Origin of the sequence: Mesorhizobium vachelliae, assembly GCF_033977325.1 — a bacterium.
GTDB lineage: Bacteria > Pseudomonadota > Alphaproteobacteria > Rhizobiales > Rhizobiaceae > Mesorhizobium > Mesorhizobium vachelliae.
The window spans coordinates 237,323-257,920 of sequence record NZ_JAVIIR010000009.1; the positions used below are offsets into that span (position 1 = coordinate 237,323).

Annotated in this window: 17 protein-coding genes; 4 read left to right on the top strand and 13 right to left on the bottom strand. The window is 65.0% G+C overall.

Translation table 11 applies throughout. The annotated features are described in order from the left end of the window. Position 1 precedes the first annotated feature (1 nt). On the top strand, positions 2-1,714 hold the full coding sequence (locus tag RFM41_RS20425; protein WP_320250280.1) for a hydantoinase B/oxoprolinase family protein: 1,713 nt from the start codon (positions 2-4) through the stop codon (positions 1,712-1,714). A 125-nt stretch (positions 1,715-1,839) separates the two neighbouring features. Further along, a complete protein-coding gene (locus tag RFM41_RS20430; protein WP_320250278.1) occupies positions 1,840-2,913 on the top strand; it encodes a phosphatase PAP2 family protein in 1,074 nt (357 codons plus the stop codon). Here RFM41_RS20430 and RFM41_RS20435 read toward each other — a convergent pair. The 6 genes from RFM41_RS20435 to RFM41_RS20460 are packed head-to-tail and all read right to left on the bottom strand — an operon-like array spanning position 2,910 to position 10,004. After that, positions 2,910-3,371, bottom strand: a complete 462-nt coding sequence (locus RFM41_RS20435; RefSeq protein ID WP_320250276.1) for a MarR family winged helix-turn-helix transcriptional regulator — start codon at positions 3,369-3,371, stop codon at positions 2,910-2,912. The two genes, RFM41_RS20430 and RFM41_RS20435, sit on opposite strands and share 4 nt — an antisense overlap. Next, positions 3,368-3,952 (bottom strand): amino acid synthesis family protein, encoded by a 585-nt coding sequence (locus RFM41_RS20440; RefSeq protein WP_320250274.1) that lies wholly within the window; start codon positions 3,950-3,952, stop codon positions 3,368-3,370. The genes RFM41_RS20435 and RFM41_RS20440 overlap by 4 nt, the downstream gene beginning before the upstream one ends. After that, a complete protein-coding gene (locus RFM41_RS20445; RefSeq protein WP_320250272.1) occupies positions 3,945-4,829 on the bottom strand; it encodes a UPF0280 family protein in 885 nt (294 codons plus the stop codon). Before RFM41_RS20445 ends, RFM41_RS20440 begins: the two co-directional genes overlap by 8 nt. Then, positions 4,829-6,370: a 6-hydroxynicotinate reductase gene (locus tag RFM41_RS20450; protein WP_320250271.1), complete on the bottom strand. Its 1,542-nt coding sequence runs from the start codon at positions 6,368-6,370 to the stop codon at positions 4,829-4,831. The genes RFM41_RS20445 and RFM41_RS20450 overlap by 1 nt, the downstream gene beginning before the upstream one ends. Further along, a complete protein-coding gene (locus RFM41_RS20455; RefSeq protein WP_320250270.1) occupies positions 6,367-9,150 on the bottom strand; it encodes a molybdopterin-dependent oxidoreductase in 2,784 nt (927 codons plus the stop codon). The genes RFM41_RS20450 and RFM41_RS20455 overlap by 4 nt, the downstream gene beginning before the upstream one ends. Beyond that, entirely contained in the window at positions 9,147-10,004 is an 858-nt protein-coding gene (locus RFM41_RS20460; RefSeq protein ID WP_320250268.1) for an FAD binding domain-containing protein, read from the bottom strand. Before RFM41_RS20460 ends, RFM41_RS20455 begins: the two co-directional genes overlap by 4 nt. 312 nt (positions 10,005-10,316) lie before the next feature. On the opposite strand from RFM41_RS20460, the gene pncA reads away from it, so the two are divergent. After that, the gene (pncA, locus tag RFM41_RS20465; protein ID WP_320250266.1) at positions 10,317-10,931 is read left to right on the top strand and encodes a bifunctional nicotinamidase/pyrazinamidase; all 615 of its coding nucleotides are present in this window, start codon (positions 10,317-10,319) and stop codon (positions 10,929-10,931) included. A 235-nt stretch (positions 10,932-11,166) separates the two neighbouring features. Continuing rightward, entirely contained in the window at positions 11,167-12,588 is a 1,422-nt protein-coding gene (locus RFM41_RS20470) for a sodium:proton antiporter (protein WP_320250265.1), read from the top strand. An 84-nt stretch (positions 12,589-12,672) separates the two neighbouring features. Here the strand turns inward: RFM41_RS20470 and RFM41_RS20475 are convergent, their stop codons facing one another. The 7 genes from RFM41_RS20475 to pncB form a co-directional block, all read right to left on the bottom strand. Next, positions 12,673-13,386 (bottom strand): ABC transporter ATP-binding protein, encoded by a 714-nt coding sequence (locus RFM41_RS20475; protein WP_320250263.1) that lies wholly within the window; start codon positions 13,384-13,386, stop codon positions 12,673-12,675. After that, positions 13,379-14,107, bottom strand: a complete 729-nt coding sequence (locus RFM41_RS20480; protein WP_320250262.1) for an ABC transporter ATP-binding protein — start codon at positions 14,105-14,107, stop codon at positions 13,379-13,381. The genes RFM41_RS20475 and RFM41_RS20480 overlap by 8 nt, the downstream gene beginning before the upstream one ends. Further along, complete coding sequence (locus RFM41_RS20485; RefSeq protein WP_320250261.1) at positions 14,104-15,066, bottom strand: branched-chain amino acid ABC transporter permease; 963 nt, start codon at positions 15,064-15,066, stop codon at positions 14,104-14,106. The genes RFM41_RS20480 and RFM41_RS20485 overlap by 4 nt, the downstream gene beginning before the upstream one ends. Beyond that, positions 15,063-15,944 carry a branched-chain amino acid ABC transporter permease gene (locus RFM41_RS20490; protein WP_320250259.1) on the bottom strand — a complete coding sequence of 294 codons (882 nt, stop codon included), beginning with the start codon at positions 15,942-15,944 and terminating at the stop codon, positions 15,063-15,065. Before RFM41_RS20490 ends, RFM41_RS20485 begins: the two co-directional genes overlap by 4 nt. Positions 15,945-16,162: 218 nt before the next feature. Further along, a complete protein-coding gene (locus RFM41_RS20495; protein WP_320250257.1) occupies positions 16,163-17,467 on the bottom strand; it encodes an ABC transporter substrate-binding protein in 1,305 nt (434 codons plus the stop codon). Positions 17,468-17,613: 146 nt separating this feature from the next. Beyond that, entirely contained in the window at positions 17,614-19,047 is a 1,434-nt protein-coding gene (locus tag RFM41_RS20500; protein ID WP_320250255.1) for a hypothetical protein, read from the bottom strand. Between the two features lie 196 nt (positions 19,048-19,243). Then, on the bottom strand, positions 19,244-20,548 hold the full coding sequence (gene pncB, locus RFM41_RS20505) for a nicotinate phosphoribosyltransferase (protein ID WP_320250253.1): 1,305 nt from the start codon (positions 20,546-20,548) through the stop codon (positions 19,244-19,246). Between the last annotated feature and the right edge of the window lie 50 nt (positions 20,549-20,598).

Consider the following 20,598-nt stretch of genomic DNA (forward strand, 5'->3'; position numbering starts at 1 on the left):
GATGGCGAAGCTCGACACGATCACGCTTTCGGTGCTGCAGGCGGCCCTGCAGCAGGTCTGCGACGAAATGGATTTGACGTTTTCCCGCGCGGCCTTCTCTCCGGTCATCGCCGAAGCCAACGACCGCTCGGACGGCATCTATTCGGCGGTCGACGGCTCGCTGATCGCGCAAGGCAGCCAGGGCTTGCCGGTGTTTGTCGGGGTCATGCAGTATTCGACCAGGACGGTGATCGAGATGATCGCCGACGGTCGATGCCTCGCGCCCGAACCCGGCGACATCTATATCGTCAACGACCCCTATCTCGGCGGCACGCATTTGATGGATGTGCGCTTCGTCATGCCGGTCTACCGAGGCGGCAAGATCTTTTGCTGGCTCTCCAACACCGGTCACTGGCCGGATATCGGCGGTTCGGTGCCGGGCGGTTTTTCGGCCTCGGCCACCGCCGTCGAGCAGGAGGGGCTGCGGCTGCCGCCGGTGAAACTGTTCAAGAAGGGCGTGCTCGATCCGGAGATCTACGCCATCATCTGCTCGAACATTCGCGTCGCCGACCAGCGCATCGGCGATATCCGCGCACAGGCCGCGGCGCTGCTGATCGGCCAGGACAGGCTCAGTGAAATCCTGGATCGTTACGGAGACGAAACTGTCGTCGAGGCGATCGCGGAACTGCGCCGCCGCGCCGCCGAGCAGATGCGCGCCTCGATCGCCGTGATCCCCGATGGCGTCTATCGCTCGCAGGCCTTCGTCGATTCCGACGGGGTGGTGAACGAGCCGCTGACCATCAATCTCGCCGTCGAGAAGAAAGGCGACACGCTGACCTTCGATTTCGCCGGCTCATCGAAACCCTGCGCCGGGCCGATGAACAGCGTCCTGGCGACGACCTTGTCGTCGGTCTATCTCGCCATGCGTCACATCTTCCCCGAAGTGCCGATCAGCGCCGGCGCGTTCGAGCCACTGACCGTCAAGCGACCTGAGGGCACTTTCCTCGATGCGAAATATCCGCGGCCCGTGTCGGGCTGCGCGGCGGAGGTCTCGCAGCGCATCGCCGAGGCGGTGTTCGCGGCGATGGTGCAGGCGTTGCCGGAGAAGGTGACGGCCGCGCCCGCCGGCTCCAGCGGCAATTTCGCGCTTGGCGGCAACGATCCGGCGCGTGGCCGCGACTATGTCATGTACCAGATCTCCGGCGGCGGCTATGGCGGCAATGCCGGCCATGACGGGCTGAGCAATGGCTGCTCGACCATCGGCATTTCGAAGTCACCGCCGGTCGAGATCATGGAGCAGGCCTTCCCGGTGCTCTATCGGCACTACGCGCTGCGCGAGGGCTCCGGCGGCGCGGGAAAGCATCGCGGCGGCTTCGGGCTTGCCTATGAGGTCGAGATCCTGCGCGGTGAGGCGCGCGCATCCTTCGTCATGGATCATGGCCGCTTCGGACCGCAGGGCGCGCTCGGCGGCAAGGATGGGATGCCGAACAGCGTGACCGTGTTCCGGGGTGGGGAGGCGCATGTGCCGCCGCATCTTTCCAAGGAGCAGGACATCGCGCTCAAGGCCGGCGACCGAGTGTGCGTCGGCACGCCGGGCGGCGGCGGCTATGGCGATCCGCGCGAACGCAATCCCAAGCAGGTCGCCGAGGATGTGCGGCTGGGCTACTACACTATCGAACAAGCCAAGGAGATGTTCGGCGCCGTTGTTCCGCCGCCGCCGACCTCTCAAGTATAGTGTACAAATATTACATATCTCTAATGTTATTTGTTTTTTGGCACTTCAAACACCAAGCAATCGGATAAGGATATATTAAATAAACAACCATAGATAGAACCTCGACGGCGTTTTGGGGGACGTTGATGGGGCTATCAAGCGATTTACTTGGGGATGCAAGTTCATCAGGCCAGGCGCGATGGCAACTCGGCCGGCTTGCGCGTTACCCCGAATTTGGCAATGTTCCGCAAAAGCTGTTTGGGCTCTGCCTGGTCTATATTACCGTGGCGGTGCTGATCTGGCCGTCGGCATATTTCGCGATGGCGCAGATGTATTTGCCGCGGCTTTTCGTCCTTGGACCGCTCGGTTTTCTGGCCGTGGCGATCCCGGTGGCGACGGCCTTATCGCCGAAGGCTCCGCTCACATTCATCGCAATGTCGATCCGCACCAATGGGCTGCGGGCGGCGATCATCGTGATCGTGTTCATCCTGACACTCTCCGCGTTCACGACCTACAAGGTGAACATCCCCGACATCGTTCCTTTTTACTGTGACGAAGCCCTAGCCGATTTCGGCGAGCTGCTGCACGGCCAGGCGCCATGGCGCATTGTTCACGCATTCGATTCCGACCTTCTGGCGATGGTCGTGTCGGTGACCTATGCCAGACTCTGGTTTCTTGAATGGTTCGGCTTGGTGTTTTTTGCAGCGCTGCTCGCCAACCAGCCGATGCATCTGCGCTACCTCACCGCGATGGCCCTTGTGCTCGTAGTGGTCGGAACGCTCATGGCGACGCTGTTTTCCTCCGTCGGCCCGATCTTTTATGATGAGTTGGTGGGTGGCGATCGCTATGCGGAGCTTCTGGAAGTGTTGAAGCAGCGGCCCGGCAACGAGCACGTGCTGTCTTATTCGAGCTACCTTCTTGCCACGTACAGGACCGACATGCTGGCGCTTGGTTCCGGGATTTCCGCCATGCCCAGCATGCATGTGGCGATCGCCACGCTGAACGCGTTTTACCTTGGGCGGCTCAACCGCTGGCTCGGCATTGCGGGCTGGGCATTCGCGATCTTCATCCTGTTTGGTTCGGTGTATACGGGCTGGCACTATGCTGTTGACGGCTACGTCTCGATGCTGGTCGTGGCCTTGATCTGGCGGCGCACCGCAAGCATCAGCGACAGCAAACCAACTCCTTCCCGCCTGATGCAGGTTGCGCAAACGCTCTAAGCCAGCTTCGCCAGCAGCCGCAAAAACGTCGCGGCCTCCTTGGCCGTGAGCGGCGCCAGCGTTTCCTCGGTGATGGTGCGCGCGAGCGGGATCAGCCGCTCGATCGCCTCGCGGCCTTCCGGCGTCAGATTGACCAGCAGCCGCCTTTTGTCGACCTCGTGCTTGGAGACTTCGACGAGACCGCGCGCTTTCAGCCGGTCGATGACGCCCTTCACGGTGGCGGCGTCCATGGCGATCAGCGTTCCCAGTTGGTTCTGCGAGGTCTCGCCGATGTCGTAAAGCTTGGCCAGAGCGGCAAATTGCGGCGGCGTCAGGTCGCCGATATGCGAAGCGAAGATCGAGACATGGCGCTGATGCGCCCTGCGCAGGATGAAGCCGACCTGGTCCTGCAGATGGTAGTTGTTCTCGTCGCCGTCTTCGGCCTCGACCAGGCGCAGCAGATTGTCCTCGCCGCTCATCTGAGGCCATCCCATGCCTTGATGTCCTCTGCCGCCAGGCCGCCCATGCGGTTGTGGACGCGCGGTCCGCAGGTCATGGCGAGGCAGAACAGGATCTCGTCGGGGCGCGGACCGTCGCTGATGCCGACCTCCATGGCGTCGAAATGGCTGCGCACATAGGCGGCGTTGATGTGGCCGAGCGGCACGTCGAGCCTTGACCCGAAGGCGCCGACCTTCTTGGCCGAGGGCACGATCGCCTTGGCATCGCCGAGACGCTCGCGCATGGCGTAGCCGCCCGGCACGTGCCACAGCGCGCCGTGCTCCAGCTCGCCGGCGGAGCCGACGATAGCGCCCTTGCCGTAGCCGTCGATCTTCTTCACGTCGCCGCCGAGTGCTGCGATCAGCCTGTCCGAGAGCAGAAGCCCGAGCGGCTTGAGGTCCTCCATCGCGCCCTGCAAATCCTCGACATAGCGGCCGGCGAATGGGTTCTTGACCACCGCAAGAGCCGCCGCGCGCAGGCGGGGTTCTTTCACCACGGGACCGCCATCGTGAAAAATCTCTTCGGTCAGCACCGCGACCTTGCGGATCGGAAAGTCAGGCATGGGCAGTTTCCTTCGCTTTATGTTTGTTGGGCGCGGCGAGCGCCACCGAACCACTGATGCGGGCCTCGCCCGCCAGAAACAGCGCCGAGGCGGCGATCAGGCCGCGCTGGCGAAAATCTTCGGCGACGGCAAGGCCGTTGTCCAGCGCTCGCGCTACCTCGGCGTCGTCAAGCGCGCCGACGCTTTGCGTCACCAGCATCTCACCGAGATCGCTGTCGGGCGCCAGATCGCGCGCCGGAACGCGCGCGATGGCGGGATGTCCAGGCAGGTCGACGGCGTTGGCAATCAGCGTCGCCGCCGCGTCGGCCTCGACGCCGGTCCGCGCCAGCACCGTGACGGCGTCGGCAATGCCCAGCGAAAACGACCGGCCGCGCCAGCCGCTGGTGGCAACGCCGCGCACGCCATCTTCGGCACGGATGGTGACGCGATCGGCCATGCCATTCCCGGTGCCGGCGATCGCCACCGTCATCGACTGGTCCCTGCCGAGATAGAGGGCGCAATCGCCGCCATTGTTGACGTAAGCGCGGTCGAGCCGGCGGCCGGCGAGCATGGCGCCGAGAATTTCGTCGGCTACCGAGCCGGCAACGGCGGCCATCGGCGTGATGAAGCATTCCGCCAACGGCATGACGGCCGCTTCCATGCGGCGCGCAGTCGGACCTGCGAAATCGCGCGGCGCCAGGAAGAAAGCCGGCAAGCGCAATTCTGGCAGCTCTTCCACCACCTCGATCAGGATCGTCTGAAAGCGCGCGACGGCCTGTTCGTAAGCGGCCCGGCATTCATCCGCTTCGCCAAAAGCCTCGACGATCAGATCGATCGGCCCATGGTTGAGATGAAGCCGCCTGCCGTCGGCAAGCCAATGCGCCTGCGGGCCGTTCATCATTCGGCTCCGTTGGCCCGGGCGCGGCGCAATTGCGCCAGCGGCGGCCAGGGATTGTTGACCGGCGCGCCCGTGCCGCGGCGCGGATTGAGATACTCGCCACCCTTGGCGAGGATATCCTCGACGCTGCGTATCTCGTTTTCGTAGCCGCCGAGCCTGACATAGTCGTCGCGGCGCATGGTGAACTCGATCGGCGCCACCAAAGCCGGCGTCGGCACATAGCCGAAGGCGCCTTCGGGCACACGGGTGACGTCGACCATCAGCGTAATGCCGCCGCCCGGCCAGACATAGACCGGCGCGCCGCCCACCGTCACATATGTCCTCAGGCCTTGCACCGAGCGGGTGAGGTTGACCGGGTTTTCGGTGACGCCGGCGCGCAACGAGCCGCCGGCGCCGCCGATGAACAGAACCGTGCACAAAGCCGGCTCGCAATTCTCCTCGATCAGGCCGACGGACTTCTGCAGGCGCTCGGGGAACGGCTTCTCGACCGGCTTCAGCTCGTCGTCCAGCTCGTAATAGGCGAACTGCTCGCCGGTGGTCGACACCATCAGCAGCGACAGGCCGGGGCGCGCGCCCTTCTTGGCGTTCCAGTCGCCGAGGATCGACAGCGGGTCGGAAATCGTCGTGCCGCCCCAGCCGAGGCCGGGCTCCGACACCTTGAAGTAGCGGCCGGGCGTCGAGCGGCGGCCGACGATCTTGATGCCCGTATCCTCCCAGCCCAGCACCTTGCCGGCCTGGTGCTCGGAGACGACGCCGGTGATGTGGTCGTCGACCACCACCACCTCGTCGACCAGGCCGCGCCATTGCGTGGCGAACATGCCGATGGTGGCCGAACCGCAGCCGACGCGCATCCGGTGCTCGGCCTTGCCGTCGATGACCGGCGCCTTGCCGGCCTCGACGATGACCGTCGCGCCGCCGTCGATGGCGAGCTCGACCGGCTTCCTGTTGCAGAGGTTGAGCAGCGCGTCGCAGGTGGCGCGACCTTCGGCCTTGGAACCGCCGGTGAGATGATGGACGCCGCCGAGCGACAGCATCTGCGAGCCGTATTCGCCGGTCGTGACGTGGCCGATCGCCTCGCCTTGCGAGCGCACGATCCCCGTCTCGTCGCCGATGTGGCGGTCGGTGTCGATCTTCACCTTGACGCCGCAATAGGAGAAGATGCCCTCGGTGACGACGGTGACAAGATCGACGCCCTCGACCTCCTGGCTGACGATGAAGGGCGCCGGCTTATAGTCGGGATAGGTGGTGCCGGCGCCGATTGCCGTGACAAAGCGCCTTCCGGTGTTGACCAGCTCGCCGTTCCAGGCTTCGCCCTCGGCGACGAAAGGCACGACCGCGCCGCCGGTCTCGGCCGCGTGGTCGAGGATGGTCAGCGGATCCATGCGCACGATGCGGCCGCCGACATTGCCGTAGCGGTCGCAGGCGCCGGTTCGGCCGTCGGCGATGTAGCACATGACTGGACAGGCATCGCAGCGGATCTTTTCCGCCACCTGCTTCTCGCCGGGATCGTGGGTTTCGAAACGTTCGGCAAGCTCGCTCATCGGCGCGCCTCCTTCTCGCGGATCGCCGCCAGGATGCGGCTCGGCGTCGCCGGCACCTTGGTGACCAGGACGCCGGTGGCATGGCGGATGGCGTTGAGGATCGCCGGCGCGGTCGGGATCAACACATGCTCGCCCAGGCCCTTGGCTCCGAAGGGTCCTTCCGGGTCCGGAACCTCCACCAGTATGTGCTCGACCGGCGGCACGTCGCCGATGGTCGGGATGAGGTAGTCGTGCAGGTTCTCGGTGCGGCCCGGGATGTATTCCTCCATCAGCGCCATGCCGATACCTTGCGCGATGCCGCCCTCGATCTGGCCTTCGACCAGCACCGGGTTGATCGCCTTGCCGACATCATGCGCGGCGGTGATCTTGACCAGCTTCACGGTGCCGAGCTTCAGATCGACCTCGAGCTCGGCGATCTGCGCGCCATAGCCGTAGACGGCGTAAGGCTTGCCCTGGCCCTTGGCGTCGAGCGGCAGCGTCGGTGGGTCGTAGGTTTCCTCGGCGACGAAGACGAAGCCGTCGGCATCGGCCTTCAGCGCAGCAAGATCGATGCGCCGCGCGGCATCGCCTTCGCGGATGGAGATGCTCGCGCCGTCGAGCGCGATCGTCGCCTGCTCCGAAACATTGGCGAAGCGCAGGATTTTTTCGCGCAGCGCCCGGCCGGCCTTTTCGGCGGCCTTGCCGGTCACGAAGGTCTGGCGCGAAGCGGATGTCTTGCCGGCGTCGGGCGTGATCGCGGTATCGGCGCTCTTCAGCCTGAACCTGTCCAGCGGCAGGCCGAGCGCGTCGGCGCAGATCTGAGTGATGACGGTGTTGGAGCCCTGGCCGATATCGACGGCGCCCTGGTGCAGCACGACATCGCCGGTAGCCGAAATGCCGACCTTGATGGTGGAAGGATTGGGGAGCGAAGTGTTGCCGCAGCCGTACCAGCAGGACGCGACGCCGACGCCGCGCTTGCTTGCCGTATGGGCCGCGTTGAAGGCATCCGCATCCGCGAGAGCACGCGCCCAATGCGGCTGAAGCCGCTCCAGGCATTCGCCGATGCCGACGCCTGATTCCAGGCGCTGGCCGGTGACCGTCTGGCAGCCGTCGCGAAGGCAATTCTTCAGCCGGAAATCGAGCCGGTCCATGCCAAGCTTGGCGGCGAGCTCGTCATAGAGCGTCTCCTGCATGATGGTGGACTGCGGCACGCCGAAGCCCCGGAAGGCGCCGGCGATCGGGCCATTGGTGTGGATGGCGTAGCCGGTCGCCCGGTAGTTCGGTGTCAGATAGGGACCGGAGGCATGCACCGGAACACGGTTGGCAACCGTCGGTCCCCAGCTGGCATAGGCGCCGGTGTTGAAATCGCCCTCGAAGATCATGCCGGTGACACGGCCCTGGGCATCTGCACCGATGGTCGCCTTCATCTCGGCCGGATGGCGCTTGGTGGTCGACATCATCGATTCGTTGCGCGTGTAGGCAAGTGCTGCCGGCCGCCCGGTCTTCATCGCCACGAGGCCGATCAGCGGCTGCAGCGAGACATCGAGCTTCGAGCCGAAGCCGCCGCCTGTGGCGGTCGGCACGATACGCACCTTGTCGACGGCAAGGCCCAGCACCTTCGCCGTCTCGTCGCGGTCCATATAAGGCGCCTGGGTGCAGGCGACGACGACCAGCGTATCGCCGTCCATATAGGCATAGCCGGCTTCCGGCTCGATATAGGCGTGCTCGACGAAGGAGGTCTCGATGGCGCCCGAGACGGTCACGGCGGAAGCCGCCAGCGCGCCCTCGGGATCACCGCGCTCGACCAGGCCGGAAGTGAGCAGGTTCGCCGGCCGGTGGCCGTGGATCAGCGCAGCGCCGTCGGCCTTCGCCTCGCCGGGCCGCAGCACATGCGGCAGCTCCGTCCAGGCGATCGGGAAATCCGTCAGGTCGAGATCGAGGATCGCCTCGCGCTCGCCCGCGACCAGCGCCACCGCCTCGCCGCGCAGTCGGGCAAAGCCCTCGGCCAGTGCCGGCTGGTCGGCGAAGGGACCAATGGCGCCGAAGCAGTTGTGGCCCGGGATGTCCTTGGCGGTGAAGACGCCGGCAATGCTGGGATGCCCTTTCGTCCAGGTCTCGAGATCGCCGAAGCTGAAGCCGGCGTGATAGTGCGGCGAGCGGACGACAAGCACCGCCAGGGCATCGGCCGGAAAGGAGTCGCCACCGAACTTCTCGTCGCCAGTGACCTTCGGCACGCCGTCGAGCCGGATCGGCGAGGCGCCGACGGCGTGGCCCACTTCAGGCAGGCGAAGATCGACGCCGTTCATGTGCCGCGATGCCTGCATCACCGCCGCGACGATCTTCCTGTAGCCGGTGCAGCGGCAGAGCACGCCGCCAAGCGCGTCCTGCGTCTCGGCCTCGCTCGGCGTGGGGTTGCGTTCCAGCAGTGCCGTGGCCGCGACCAGCAGGCCGGGCGTGCAGCTGCCGCATTGCGCGGCGCCATGCTCGAGGAACGAGGCCTGCAACGCGGACAGACTGCCATTGCCGAGGCCCTCGACGGTGGTGACGGAAGCCCCCAGCACCGAGGCCGCCGGCATCAGGCAGGCGCAGACCGGATTGCCATCGACCAGCACGGTGCAGGCGCCGCAATCACCGGCATCGCAGCCGACCTTGGTGCCGGTCAGCTGCAACTCGTCACGCAGAATCTGGGACAGGCGCCGCACCGGCGGCACCGACACGCTGACGGCAGCGCCATTGACCTCAAAGGCGATGTCGGCGCGCTGCATGCCGGATTGGGCCATACCGGATTGGGCTATGCTCATGCGGCCACCTTGCCTTGGTCGAGGCCGCTTGCGGCGCGCACGGCGCGGATAACGATCTCGCGCGCGGCTTGCTCTCGGTACTCTGCGCTGCCGCGCACATCGGCGATCGGCGACAGTTCATCAATGGGCGCGGACAACACCGCATCGGCGAGCGCCTCATCGATCGGGCGCCCGCGCAGGGCCGCCTCGACGCCGGCGAGACGGCGGGCGACCGCCGAGCAGGAGCCGACGGCGATCGCGGCTTCGGCAACGGCGCCATTCTCGACCACCAGCCGCGCCGCCGCCATGGCGATCGAGATGACGAGATAGCGTCGGGCGCCTAGCTTGACGAAGGCAGAGACGCCGGCCGCGGAACGCTTCGGCACGCGGATGGCGGTGACCATCTCGCCCGGCTGCAACGCGGTGCGGCGATTGCCGAGGATGAACCCGCCCAGCGGCAGATACCGGGTGGCTTTGGCCGAGCGCAATTCGACATCGGCGTCGAGCGCCAGCAGTGCCGGCACGCCGTCGGCGGCTGGCGATGCGTTGCAGAGATTGCCGGCAATTGATGCGACGTTCTGGATCTGGATAGAGCCGACCTCACGCGCGGCGGCCTTCAGCGCGTCGAAGGCGGGCGGCAACGGATGGCGGGAAATGTCGGTCCAGGTGGTCCGGGCGCCGATCCGCCAATGCTCATCGGTCTCGGCAACGCCGCGAAGCGTGGCGAGGCCATTGATGTCGAGGATGTTGTCGCGGAAGGGTTTCGCGCCCTGCGCCGGATAGAAATCCGTGCCGCCGGCGAGAATGCGCCAGCGATCCCCGCCAAGCAGAGCGAGCGCTTCGTCGACCGTGGTGGGTTTCGCGTAACGGATCACGCTCTGCCTCCAGACAATTGGGCCTTCCCCTGGCCTCCCGGAGTACCCGCTCCGGGGTGTTCTTGCCGGCCTGCTGACCGGTCAAATTCATTCGTATGCAAATGATATCAGGCCGGTTGGAATTGTCAAAGCCGGAGTTGGCGCCGCGAAGACCGGAACGCGATTGTTATGGCCCCGGAGGTTGACGCCGCCGGCCATCTGGTCAAGGTTCGCTGTCCGGTCGCGTCAGCGGCTTTTGACTGCGGCGCCCAATGCCGAACCAGGGGGCCGAGCCAGGGGCAAAATCAGAGGGCCGAAACGAGAGGAAGCCGCATGGCCGAAGAAGCGCTCATCGTCATCGACCTGCAGAACGATTTTTGCCCCGGCGGCGCGCTGGCGGTGGCCGGCGGCGACGAGATCGTGCCTTTGGTCAACGATCTCATCCGGCGGACCGATCATGTGATCCTGACGCAGGACTGGCACCCGGCCGGACATTCGAGCTTCGCCTCCAGCCACCCCGGCAAGCAGGCGTTCGAGACGATCGAGATGCCTTATGGGTCGCAGACGTTGTGGCCGGATCATTGCATCCAGGGCAGCCTCGGTTCCGATTTCCACTCAGGGCTCGCCTGGACCAAGGCCGAGCTGGTGATCCGCAAAGGGTTCCGAACCGCGATCGACAGCTATTCGGCCTTTTTCGAGAACGACCACACGACGCCGACCGGCCTTGGCGGCTATCTCAAGGAGCGCGGCATCGACATCATCACATTGGCCGGGCTCGCCACCGATTTTTGCGTCGCCTTCTCCGCGCTCGACGCGGTCAAGCAGGGTTTCAGGACGACCGTGCGGCTCGACGCCTGCCGCGGCATCGACCTCAACGGCTCGGTCGAGGCGATGCTGAAGCGGATGCGCGAAGCCGGCGTGACGCTCGAAGATCATTCGGCGGACTGACCGGACTGTGGGGAAGGTCCCCCTCACCCGGATTGCCAGCCGAATTGCGAAGGGCAATTCGGGGCAATCCGACCTCTTCCCGAGGGAAGAGGAGGTCGCCAATTTGCGGCGCCGGAATGCGGGCTCCAGGGAACGCCGTCGTCTCACTCCGCTGGAACACCCCTCATCCGTCTCGGCGCTGCGCGCCGATCCACCTTCTCCCACAAGGGGAGAAGGGAAGGCGCGGAGCGGCCAAATGAAGGGGCTTTTACCGCTCGCGGTGCTTGCCATCGCTGTGCTGTCCCCAACACAAGCTTTAGCCGCCGAGATCCACGAGCTGCCGGGCGCTGCGATGTCGCTTTGGTGGGGATTGCCCTTTGCCGGCCTGCTCTTGTCGATCGCGACGGGTCCCCTGCTCTTCCCGCATCTGTGGGAGCATCATTACGGCAAGATCGCCGCCGCCTGGGCCGCGCTGGCGGTCCTGCCGCTGGCCGTCGCCTTCGGACTTGCCTCGGCAGGCGAAGCGGTGCTGCACACGCTGCTCACCGAATACATGTCCTTCATCATCCTGTTGTTCGCGCTCTACACCATCTCGGGCGGCATCCTGCTTGCCGGCAACATCCACGGCACGCCGCTCACCAATGCCGGCCTGCTGCTGGTCGGCGCGCTGCTTGCCTCGGTCATCGGCACGACCGGCGCCTCGATGATCCTGATCCGGCCGATGCTGCGCGCCAACGACAACCGGCCGTTCAACGCCCATGTGGTGATCTTCTTCATCTTCCTGGTGTCCAACATCGGCGGCTCGCTGACGCCGCTCGGCGACCCGCCTTTGTTCGTCGGCTTCCTGCGCGGCGTCGATTTCTTCTGGACGACCGCGAATCTTTGGCGCGAGACATTGTTCACCGGCGGACTGGTGCTCATCGTCTTCCTGGCGCTCGATATCTTGCTGCATCGGCGCGAGGGCGGCATGCCGAAGATCAAGGACCCGACGCCGGACACGAAAGTGCGCCTGCGCGGACTGGCCAATTTGCCGCTGCTCGCCGGCGTGATCGGCGCAATCCTGCTGTCGGCGAGCTGGAAACCGGGCGTCGGCATTTCAATCCTCGGCGTCAGCCTCGAGCTGCAGAACCTGGTGCGCGACGCGATCATCCTGGCGCTGGCGTTCCTGTCGCTCAAAGTCTCGTACAAGAGCCACAGACAGGCCAATGGCTTCACCTGGGGGCCGATCGCCGAGGTGGCGAAACTCTTTGCCGGCATTTTTGTCTGCATCGTGCCGGTCATCGCCATCCTGCGGGCCGGCCATGACGGCGCGCTGGCGCCACTGGTGACGCTTGTCACCTCCGCCGACGGCCAGCCGAACAACCTCGCCTATTTCTGGCTGACCGGGGCGCTGTCGTCCTTCCTCGACAACGCGCCGACCTATCTGGTGTTCTTCGAGCTCGCCGGCGGCGACGCAAGGCACCTGATGACCGAGGCTGCCTCGACACTGGCAGCGATCTCGGCCGGCGCGGTGTTCATGGGCGCCAATACCTATATCGGCAACGCGCCGAACTTCATGGTCTTTGCCATCGCCCGGCATCGCGGCTTCAAGATGCCGAGCTTCTTCGGCTACATGGTGTGGTCGGGTGCGGTGCTGATCCCAACGTTTCTGATCGCCGGGTTTTTGTTTTTCAGGTAAGGCGGAGGACGTTGGTGCTGCCCTTCGTTGTCCTGGGTTCCTCGCCCGCGAAGCGGGGGAGAGGAACAAGCGAGGCAGCAGGCTTCATCCCACGCCCACATACCGCCGCACGGCCGACGGGTCAGCCCGCAATGCCTCGACGTCGACCGTCTCGCGATTGCGGCCGTTCTCGATGAAGCAAACTCGATCCGCCACCGACAGCACTGCATCCACGCGCTGCTCGACCAGGATCGTCGAGACGCCCAGCCCGCGCAGCTTCGCCACCGTCTCGCGGATCTTTGCGATCATCGACGGCATCAGCCCCTCGGTCGGCTCGTCTAGCAGCAGCACCTGCGGCTCCAGGCAGAGCGCGCGGGCCATCGCCAGCATCTGCTGCTCACCGCCTGAGAGTGTGCCGGAGCGCTGCTTCAGCCGCTCCCTGAGCAACGGGAAAAGGTCGAGGACGTTTTCGCGCGTCTGCTTGCCCTTGCCGCGAGCCATCAGGCCGATCTCGATGTTTTCCGCCACGCTCATGTCGGCGAACAATCGCCGACCCTGCGGCACATAGGCGACGCCGGCCTTCGGCACGTCATGGGTGGCAAGCCCGGTCAGTTCCTTGCCGTCCAGCTTGATCGAGCCGCTTGCCGCCGGCACCAGGCCCATGATCGCCTTCAGCGTCGTCGTCTTGCCGGCGCCGTTGCGGCCGAACAGGCACAGCACCTCGCCCTTGTTCAAGGCCAGATCGAGGTCGTAAAGGACCTGCACCTCGCCATAGAAGCAGTCGAGGCCGGAAATGGTGAGCAATCCCCCATCAGCCATGGGTCGCTCCGAGATAGGCATCCTGCACTTGCGTATTGGCGCGGATCTCATCCGGCGTGCCTTCGGCGAGGATCTTTCCCGAATTGAAGACGGTGACGCGGTCGGCAAGTTGCATAACCACCGGCATGTTGTGCTCGATCAAAAGCACCGTTGCGTCCTTGGCGATCTCACGCACAAGCGTGATGAAATTGTCGATCTCGCTGTCGGCCAGGCCTTGCGTCGGCTCATCGAGGATGAGCAAACGCGGCTTCAGCGCCAGGCCCATCGCCACTTCGAGCAGGCGCTGATGGCCATAGGAGAGCTGCCCGGCCAGTGTGCCGGCGCGGTCGGCAAGGCCGGTGCGCTCCAGCGCCGCCATCGCGCCGCTCCTGACCTGCCCCTTCGTGCGGCCGTCGGTCAGCGTGCGCTGCACCGGCAGCGCGACATTGTCGAAGGCCGTGAGGTTGGCGAAGACGCTGGTGATCTGGAAGGTGTAGGCGACGCCGAGGCGAACCCGTTTGAAAGCCGGCATGGCGGTGATGTCGGCGCCGTCGAAGACGACCGTGCCGGAGGACGGCCGGATGCGGCCCGAGAGCAGGCTGACAAAGGTGGTCTTGCCGGCGCCGTTGGGACCGATGATGGCGCGGATCTCGCCCGGCATCAGCGCGAAGTCGACGCCGTCGACGGCGCGCAGGCCGCCGAAATGGCGCGACAGCCCCTTGGTGGTGAGCAGCGGCATCATGGCAGCCACCCCAGCCAGCGCTCGCGGATGCTGCCCAGGATGCCTTTCGGGAAGAACAGCACCAATAGGATCAGCGCCACGCCGACGATCAGGAGATAGGCGGAGGTGAAGCCACTGGTGATGTCGGTGACATAATACATGAACAGCGTGCCGATCAGCGGCCCGAGCGTGGTCGCGGCGCCCCCAAGCAAGACCCAGAGCAGCGGCAGGATGGAATATTGCACAGAAGCTAAGCTCGAGCCGACATAGCCGAACAGCAGCGCATAGGCAGCGCCCGACGCCGCGCAGATGGCGCCGGAGGCGACGACGGCGGCAAGCTTGTTGGCGACCGTGTCGTAGCCCAGCATTTTTGTCCGCTCCTCATTCTCGCGGATGGCGACCAGGACACGGCCGAAGCGGGAGCGGACGACGGCTAAAGTGATGATGAGCACGACCGTGAACAGCCCCAGCGCGCTCATATAGCGCACGGTCGGGTTGGTGAGGTCGAAGGAGATGCCGCCGATCGCGATCACCCTCGATGCCTGCTGGATGACCAGGCCCTGGTCGCCGCCCGTCCAGGCGGCGAAATAGAGGATGAGCAGATAGAAGACCTGCGCGAACATCATGGTGACGATCATGAAGGCCACGCCGGAGGTGCGCAGCGCCAGCAGGCCGATGACCAGAGCGAGCAGCGCGCCGCAGGCGATCCCGGCGATGAAGGCTTCGGGCACGCCCCAGCCGAGGTGATAAACGGTCAAGCCGGCGCCATAGAGGCCGGCCGAGAAGAACATGGCGTGGCCGAGGCTGAGCAGGCCGACATAGCCGAAAAGCAGGTTGTAGCCCATGGCGAAGACAGCCAGCGCCATGATGCGGGCGAAGAGGCCCTGGTGATAATCCGGCAGGACAAAGTTCAGCGCGAACAGAAGCGCGATGACGCCGACATGCAGGGCGTAGGTCTTTGCCGGCGAGGCGTCCCTCATCGCGGCGTCGTCCCGAACAGGCCTTGCGGCCGGAATACCAGCACCATGGCGACCACCAGCGTGGCGATGATCTTGGCGAGCGTCGGCGAGAAGAACATCGAGATGATGCCGTCGGAGAGGCCGATCAGGATGGCGGCCACCACGGTGCCGCGGAGCGATCCCAGACCGCCGATGATGACGACGATGAAGGACAAGAGCAGCGGGTCCTGCCCCATCAGGTAATGCGCCTGGCTGATCGGCACGATCAGCACGGCGGCAATCGCCGCCAGCATGGCGCCGATGGCGAAGACGCCGGCATAGACGCGCTCGACCGGAATGCCGAAGGCCTGCGCCGTCTCGCGGTCATATTGCGTGGCGCGCATGATCAGGCCGATCTTGGTGCGCGTCAGCACCAGCCAGGTGATGACGAGCAGAATGGCGGAGGCCGCTACCACCGACAGCTTGTAGCCGGAATAGCCGAACCACGGCAAAAGGATGCGGTAGCTGAAGGGCGGCTCCACCGGGCGCGCTTCCGGGCCGTAGAAGGTGAGCGCCAGCTGCTGGATGATATAGAGCATGCCTATGGTGGCGACGATGGTGCCTTCGGGATTGTAGTTGAGCCGGCGCAGCACCAGCCGTTCGGCGATCAACGCGACCAGCCCGACCAGCAAAGGCGCGATCACAAGCGCTGCCACGAAGCCGATCGCCGGGTGGCCGGAGATCGCCGTCGAGACCGCCCAGGCCAGCACCGCGCCCAGCATGAAGAACTCGCCATGCGCGACGTTGACGACGCGCATGACGCCGAACACCAGCGACAGGCCAAGCGCCGTCAGCGCCAGCACGGCGGAGGTGACGAGGCCTTCGAGGGCTGCGAGGAGGAGATGGGGTCCGAAGTGCATGGGCTATACGCCGACGGATGCGCGAGGCACCCCCCTCTGCCCTGCCGGGCATCTCCCCCTCAAGGGGGGAGATTGGATGTCACGAATACTTTCGCCAACCACCGACGTTGGCGAGTATGTGCCGTCGCAGAAACTGCCAATCTCCCCCCTTGAGGGGGAGATGTCCGGCAGGACAGAGGGGGGTGGCTTGGCACCCACGCTTTGCTGGTAAGGCAAGCCTAAAGCGCCTGCGTCGTGTAATCCCCTTCCGGCTCGTAGAGGCCGTCCTCGATCTTGGTCTTGTGGACGACCTTGAGCTTGCCGCCTTCGACCTTGGAGATGTTCTGGATGCCGAAGCACTGGTGGATCTTGCCGTTGAAGGTTTTCGGACCCTGCGGATGCTCCGGCCCCTCGGCGAATTCCTTCAGCGCCTCGGTCGCCTCGACGAGCTTGGCGCGGTCTTCGGGTCCCTTGTAGCCGGCATCTTCCATCGCTTTCTTGACGACATAGAGCGTTTCCCAGCAGCCGAACATATGGGCGGCGGTGGAGACGTCCTTGGCATCGCCGACGGCGGCGCCATTGTCGTCGATGCCGACGGCGGCGCGGTAGGCTTTTTGCGCGGCGGAATCGTCGGGCTGCGCGTAGCGCGGCGAGCCTTCCCAGAAGTGGCTGCCGTCTAGGAATTCGAGGCCTGGGCTGTTGATGTCGACGGCTTCCAGCGAGTCGATGAAGCCGAAGAGCTGCGGCCGTTGCGAACCGTAGAACTCGCCGAGCTCCTTGACGAAGGTGAGCACGGCCGGGCCGACCATGACGTGGTAGATCACCTCGGTCTCGGCCGGGATCTGCGGGAAGTACTTCGTGAAGGAGCTCTCCGTCGGCGGAATGGCGATCTGGGCGATCACGTCACCACCTTGCGCCTTCAGCGCCGGCGGCAGATAGTCGCGATGATCGTAACCGAAGGCGAAGTCGGGGAATATCTGGGTCACCTTCTTACCGGCGTTCGCCGCGATCCACGGCGCCATCGACTGGATCTGGCTTTTCACGTCGGTGATGCCGGGCTGGAAGACGTAGCGGTTGAGCTTGGTGGAGGCGACGTGATGACCTTCGCTGACCACGAAGTAAGGGATCTTGTTCTCGCCGGCGGCGGGCGCCGAGCCGATCACGACATGCGAGAACAAAGTGCCGAAGACGATGTCGGTCTTGTGCTGCTTGGCGAATTTGTTGACCACCTCGGCGCCGCGGGCGGGATCGGTGCCGTCATCCTCGATCACCAGCTCGACCTTGCGGCCGCTGATGCCGCCGGCATCGTTGATCGCCTTGACGGCGGCGGCGCTCGTCTTCTCGTACCAGCGGCCATAGGCGGCGCCGATGCCGGTGCGGTGCGACTGGAAGCCGATCTTGATTGGCGCCGAGCTTTGCGCCTGGCTGTAGCGGACGAAGCCGGGCGCCAGCGCGAGGCCGGCGCCGGCGGCCATCCCCTTCAGCGCGGTGCGGCGCGAGAGCGTCGTCTTGGAGAGGTCGAAAAATCCGTTCTTGTCAGCCATGTCCGTTCCCCTGTTTTTCAGTTTTGACCAGCGATAAGGCGGCTAAACCATCCCCTTCCGAAGGATGGAAAAATTGCATGTGTACAAACTAAATCACCAAAGCCCTGACCTGGCAAGCAAGCTTCCCCAAGGACAGGAGCCTTGTCTCATCCCGCGGTCGGCGTGGCAAGCAACCATAGGCCGAAGATGGTGTAGGCGATCATCAAAAGGGTAAGCGGCAGCTGGCTGAGCGCGGCGCGTGGCAGCTGCTTGTGGAGACGCCAGGCGAGGCCGTGCGCGACGAGCACGGCCAGCACATGGCCGGCGATGATGACGCCGGCCTGGATATTCCATAGCCACCAGGCCGACTGGGCGCCGGCGACGACGCCGGCCTCGACCATCATATTGGCGGTGCCGAACAGGTTCCAGCCGAGCCCGAAAGGATCGGAGAGCGCGACCAGCGCGTATTGGCCGTCGACCAAGAGCACGGTGAGGTAATGCGCGATGTGGTAGGCAAGCGCGATCGGCACGATCGACCAGACCAGCAGGCCGGCGGCTGTTCCGAACGACTGCGCATCGCCGGCGAGGCGCTGGCCGAGAAAGACGGCGAAGGCGAACACCGCCGCCAGCAGGATGAAGGTCAGCACGAGACCAAAGCTGCCGATGCCGATCAGCGCGGTGCGGCCGGGAAACTCCAGCGGGTTGATGCCGAACAGGCCGAGCCAGAAGAAGGTTTTCGACAGGCCGTCGAAGGATACCGAGGAGAGCGTCAGCAGAAGAAAGGCCGTGCCGCTCAGCGGCAACGGCTCGGCTGCGAGCAGGCTGGCGCCGGGCCAGCAGAGCGAGAGCCAGCCTTCGTGACGCTCGAAGGGCGCGAAGTGGGCGACCATGGAAAAGAAGACGGTCAAGAACTCGCCGCGCCGGCTCCAATCGTCATAGCCAAATATGAGCATCGCGACAAAGCTGGCCAGCCAGTAGAGGCCGGCGGCAAAGGCCAGGCGGGCCGGATCGTCGGGCGCCGGGTCGACCAGCTCGAACCAGGCGAAGGCGAAGAACAGCGCGAAGGCCGGCCAGAAGCCCAGCCATGAGGGGAGGCGTGACGGCTTTAGATCGTCTACGCGAAGGCCGAAGACGCGAGATACGACGCGCCACGGCCCATACCAGGGATTGAGCCATGACCAGAGGTCGCCGAGGACGCCCTGCAGCAGCGTGAAGCCAGCCCAGAGCAGCGTCCAGACCACCAGCGGCAGCGGATTGGAAAGCGGGTCGCGGCTGCCGAAAAGGCCGGCGGCGATGAGAAGTGCGAAGCCGGCAAAGGAAATCAGGCTGACGAGGGTGCGCGGGGTGTCGCCGAATGCGAACAAGCGCAGGCGCCGGCGCCAGAAGCGGTCGAGAGTGTCGGGTGGCAGCAGTGCCAGCACGAGGAAGCTGACGGCCACCGCAAGCGCGCCGCCGGCGATGTAGTAGCCGGTGGGGAGAAGCAGCACGTGGCCGCGGTCGGAGGCGTGGGCGAAAGCGGGGGTTGGGAGGAGGGCGATCGAGGTGGAAGCTAACCGCAAAAGTAGGCGCTCTACGGCGCCCCCCTCTATCCTGCCGGACATCTCCCCCACTTGGGGGGAGATTGGCAGCTCGCCCGAGGGGCGCACTTCCTGCAATGTTGACGATTGGCGAAAGCGGTGGTGAAGGCTGATCTCCCCCCTTGTGGGGGAGATGTCCGGCAGGACAGAGGGGGGCGCGAAGGGACTCGACCTATCCAACTTTGCTGTCCCGCGTGACGACGTCGGATCGGCAACGACCTCACACCTTCACCAACTGCTCCACCCGTCCCTTCTCACCAAAAATCCGCAGATACCGCTTGATCTCCTTCTCATCCCCGGTCGCCTTGGCGGGGTTGTCGGACAGCTTCACCGCCGGCCTACCATTGGCCTCCGTCACCTTGCAGACCAGCGAAATCGCATCGAGGCTGTCAGTTTCGGTGGGGGCGCAGCCTTCGAAATCATTGGTAAGGTTGGTGCCCCAGCCGAAGGACATGCGCACCTTGCCGCGGAAATGCTTGTAGGTCTCCTCGATGGTCTCGACCTCGAGCCCGTCGGAGAAGATGAGCAGCTTCTGCTTGGGGTCCTTGCCCTTCTTGCGCCACCAGTCGATGATTTTTTCGCCGCCCTCGATCGGCGGCGCGCTGTCGGGGCGGAAGCCGGTCCAGTCGGCGACCCAGTCCGGCGCGTCGCGCAGGAAGGAATCCGTGCCGAAGGCGTCGGGCAGCACGATCAGGAGATTGCCGCCATAATAGCGCTGCCAGTCCTGCAGCACCTTGTAGGGCGCCTCTTTGATTTCCGCCTCGGAATTGGCGAGCGCCGCGAAGACCATCGGCAGTTCGTGCGCGTTGGTGCCCAAAGCTTCGAGGTCGTTGTCCATGGCCAGAAGCACGTTGGAGGTGCCGGTGAAGGCATCGCCTATGCCTTCCTTCAGCGCCTCGACGCACCAGCGCTGCCACAGGAAGGAATGGCGGCGGCGCGTGCCGAAGTCGGAAATGCGGATGCCGGGCAGCGCCTTCAGCCGCTCGGTCTTGTCCCACATCTTGGCCTTGGCGCGGGCGTAGAGCACGTCGAGCGCGAACGGGCCGAAGGAGCGCATCGCCGCGCGCGAGCGGAGCTCGTTGATGATGGCCAAAGCCGGGATTTCCCAGAGCGTGGTGTACATCCAGGGCCCGGCAAAAGAGAGCTCGTACTGGCCGTCGCGCCTGGTAAGCTCGTATTCGGGCAGGCGGAAATCCTCGAGCCAGGCAAGGAATTCCGGCTCGAAGATCTGCTTGCGGCCGTAGAAATTGTTGCCGCCCAGCCAGATCATCTCCTTCTTGGAAAAGCGCAAGGTGCGGGCATGGTCGAGCTGCTCGCGCAATTCGCCTTCGTCGATCTCGTCGGCGAGGCGCACCGAGGTGGTGCGGTTGATCAGCGTGAAGGTGGCGTCGACCTTGGGATACATGCCCCAGATCATCTGCAGCATCAGGAGCTTGTAGAAGTCGGTGTCCAGCAGGCTGCGGACGATCGGGTCGAGCTTCCAGGTGTGGTTGTAGACGCGCCGCGCTATATCGGTCTTTGCCATGTCTCAATGCGCTTTCATTGCTCGCAAGACCAGGATGACGTTTCGTTGAA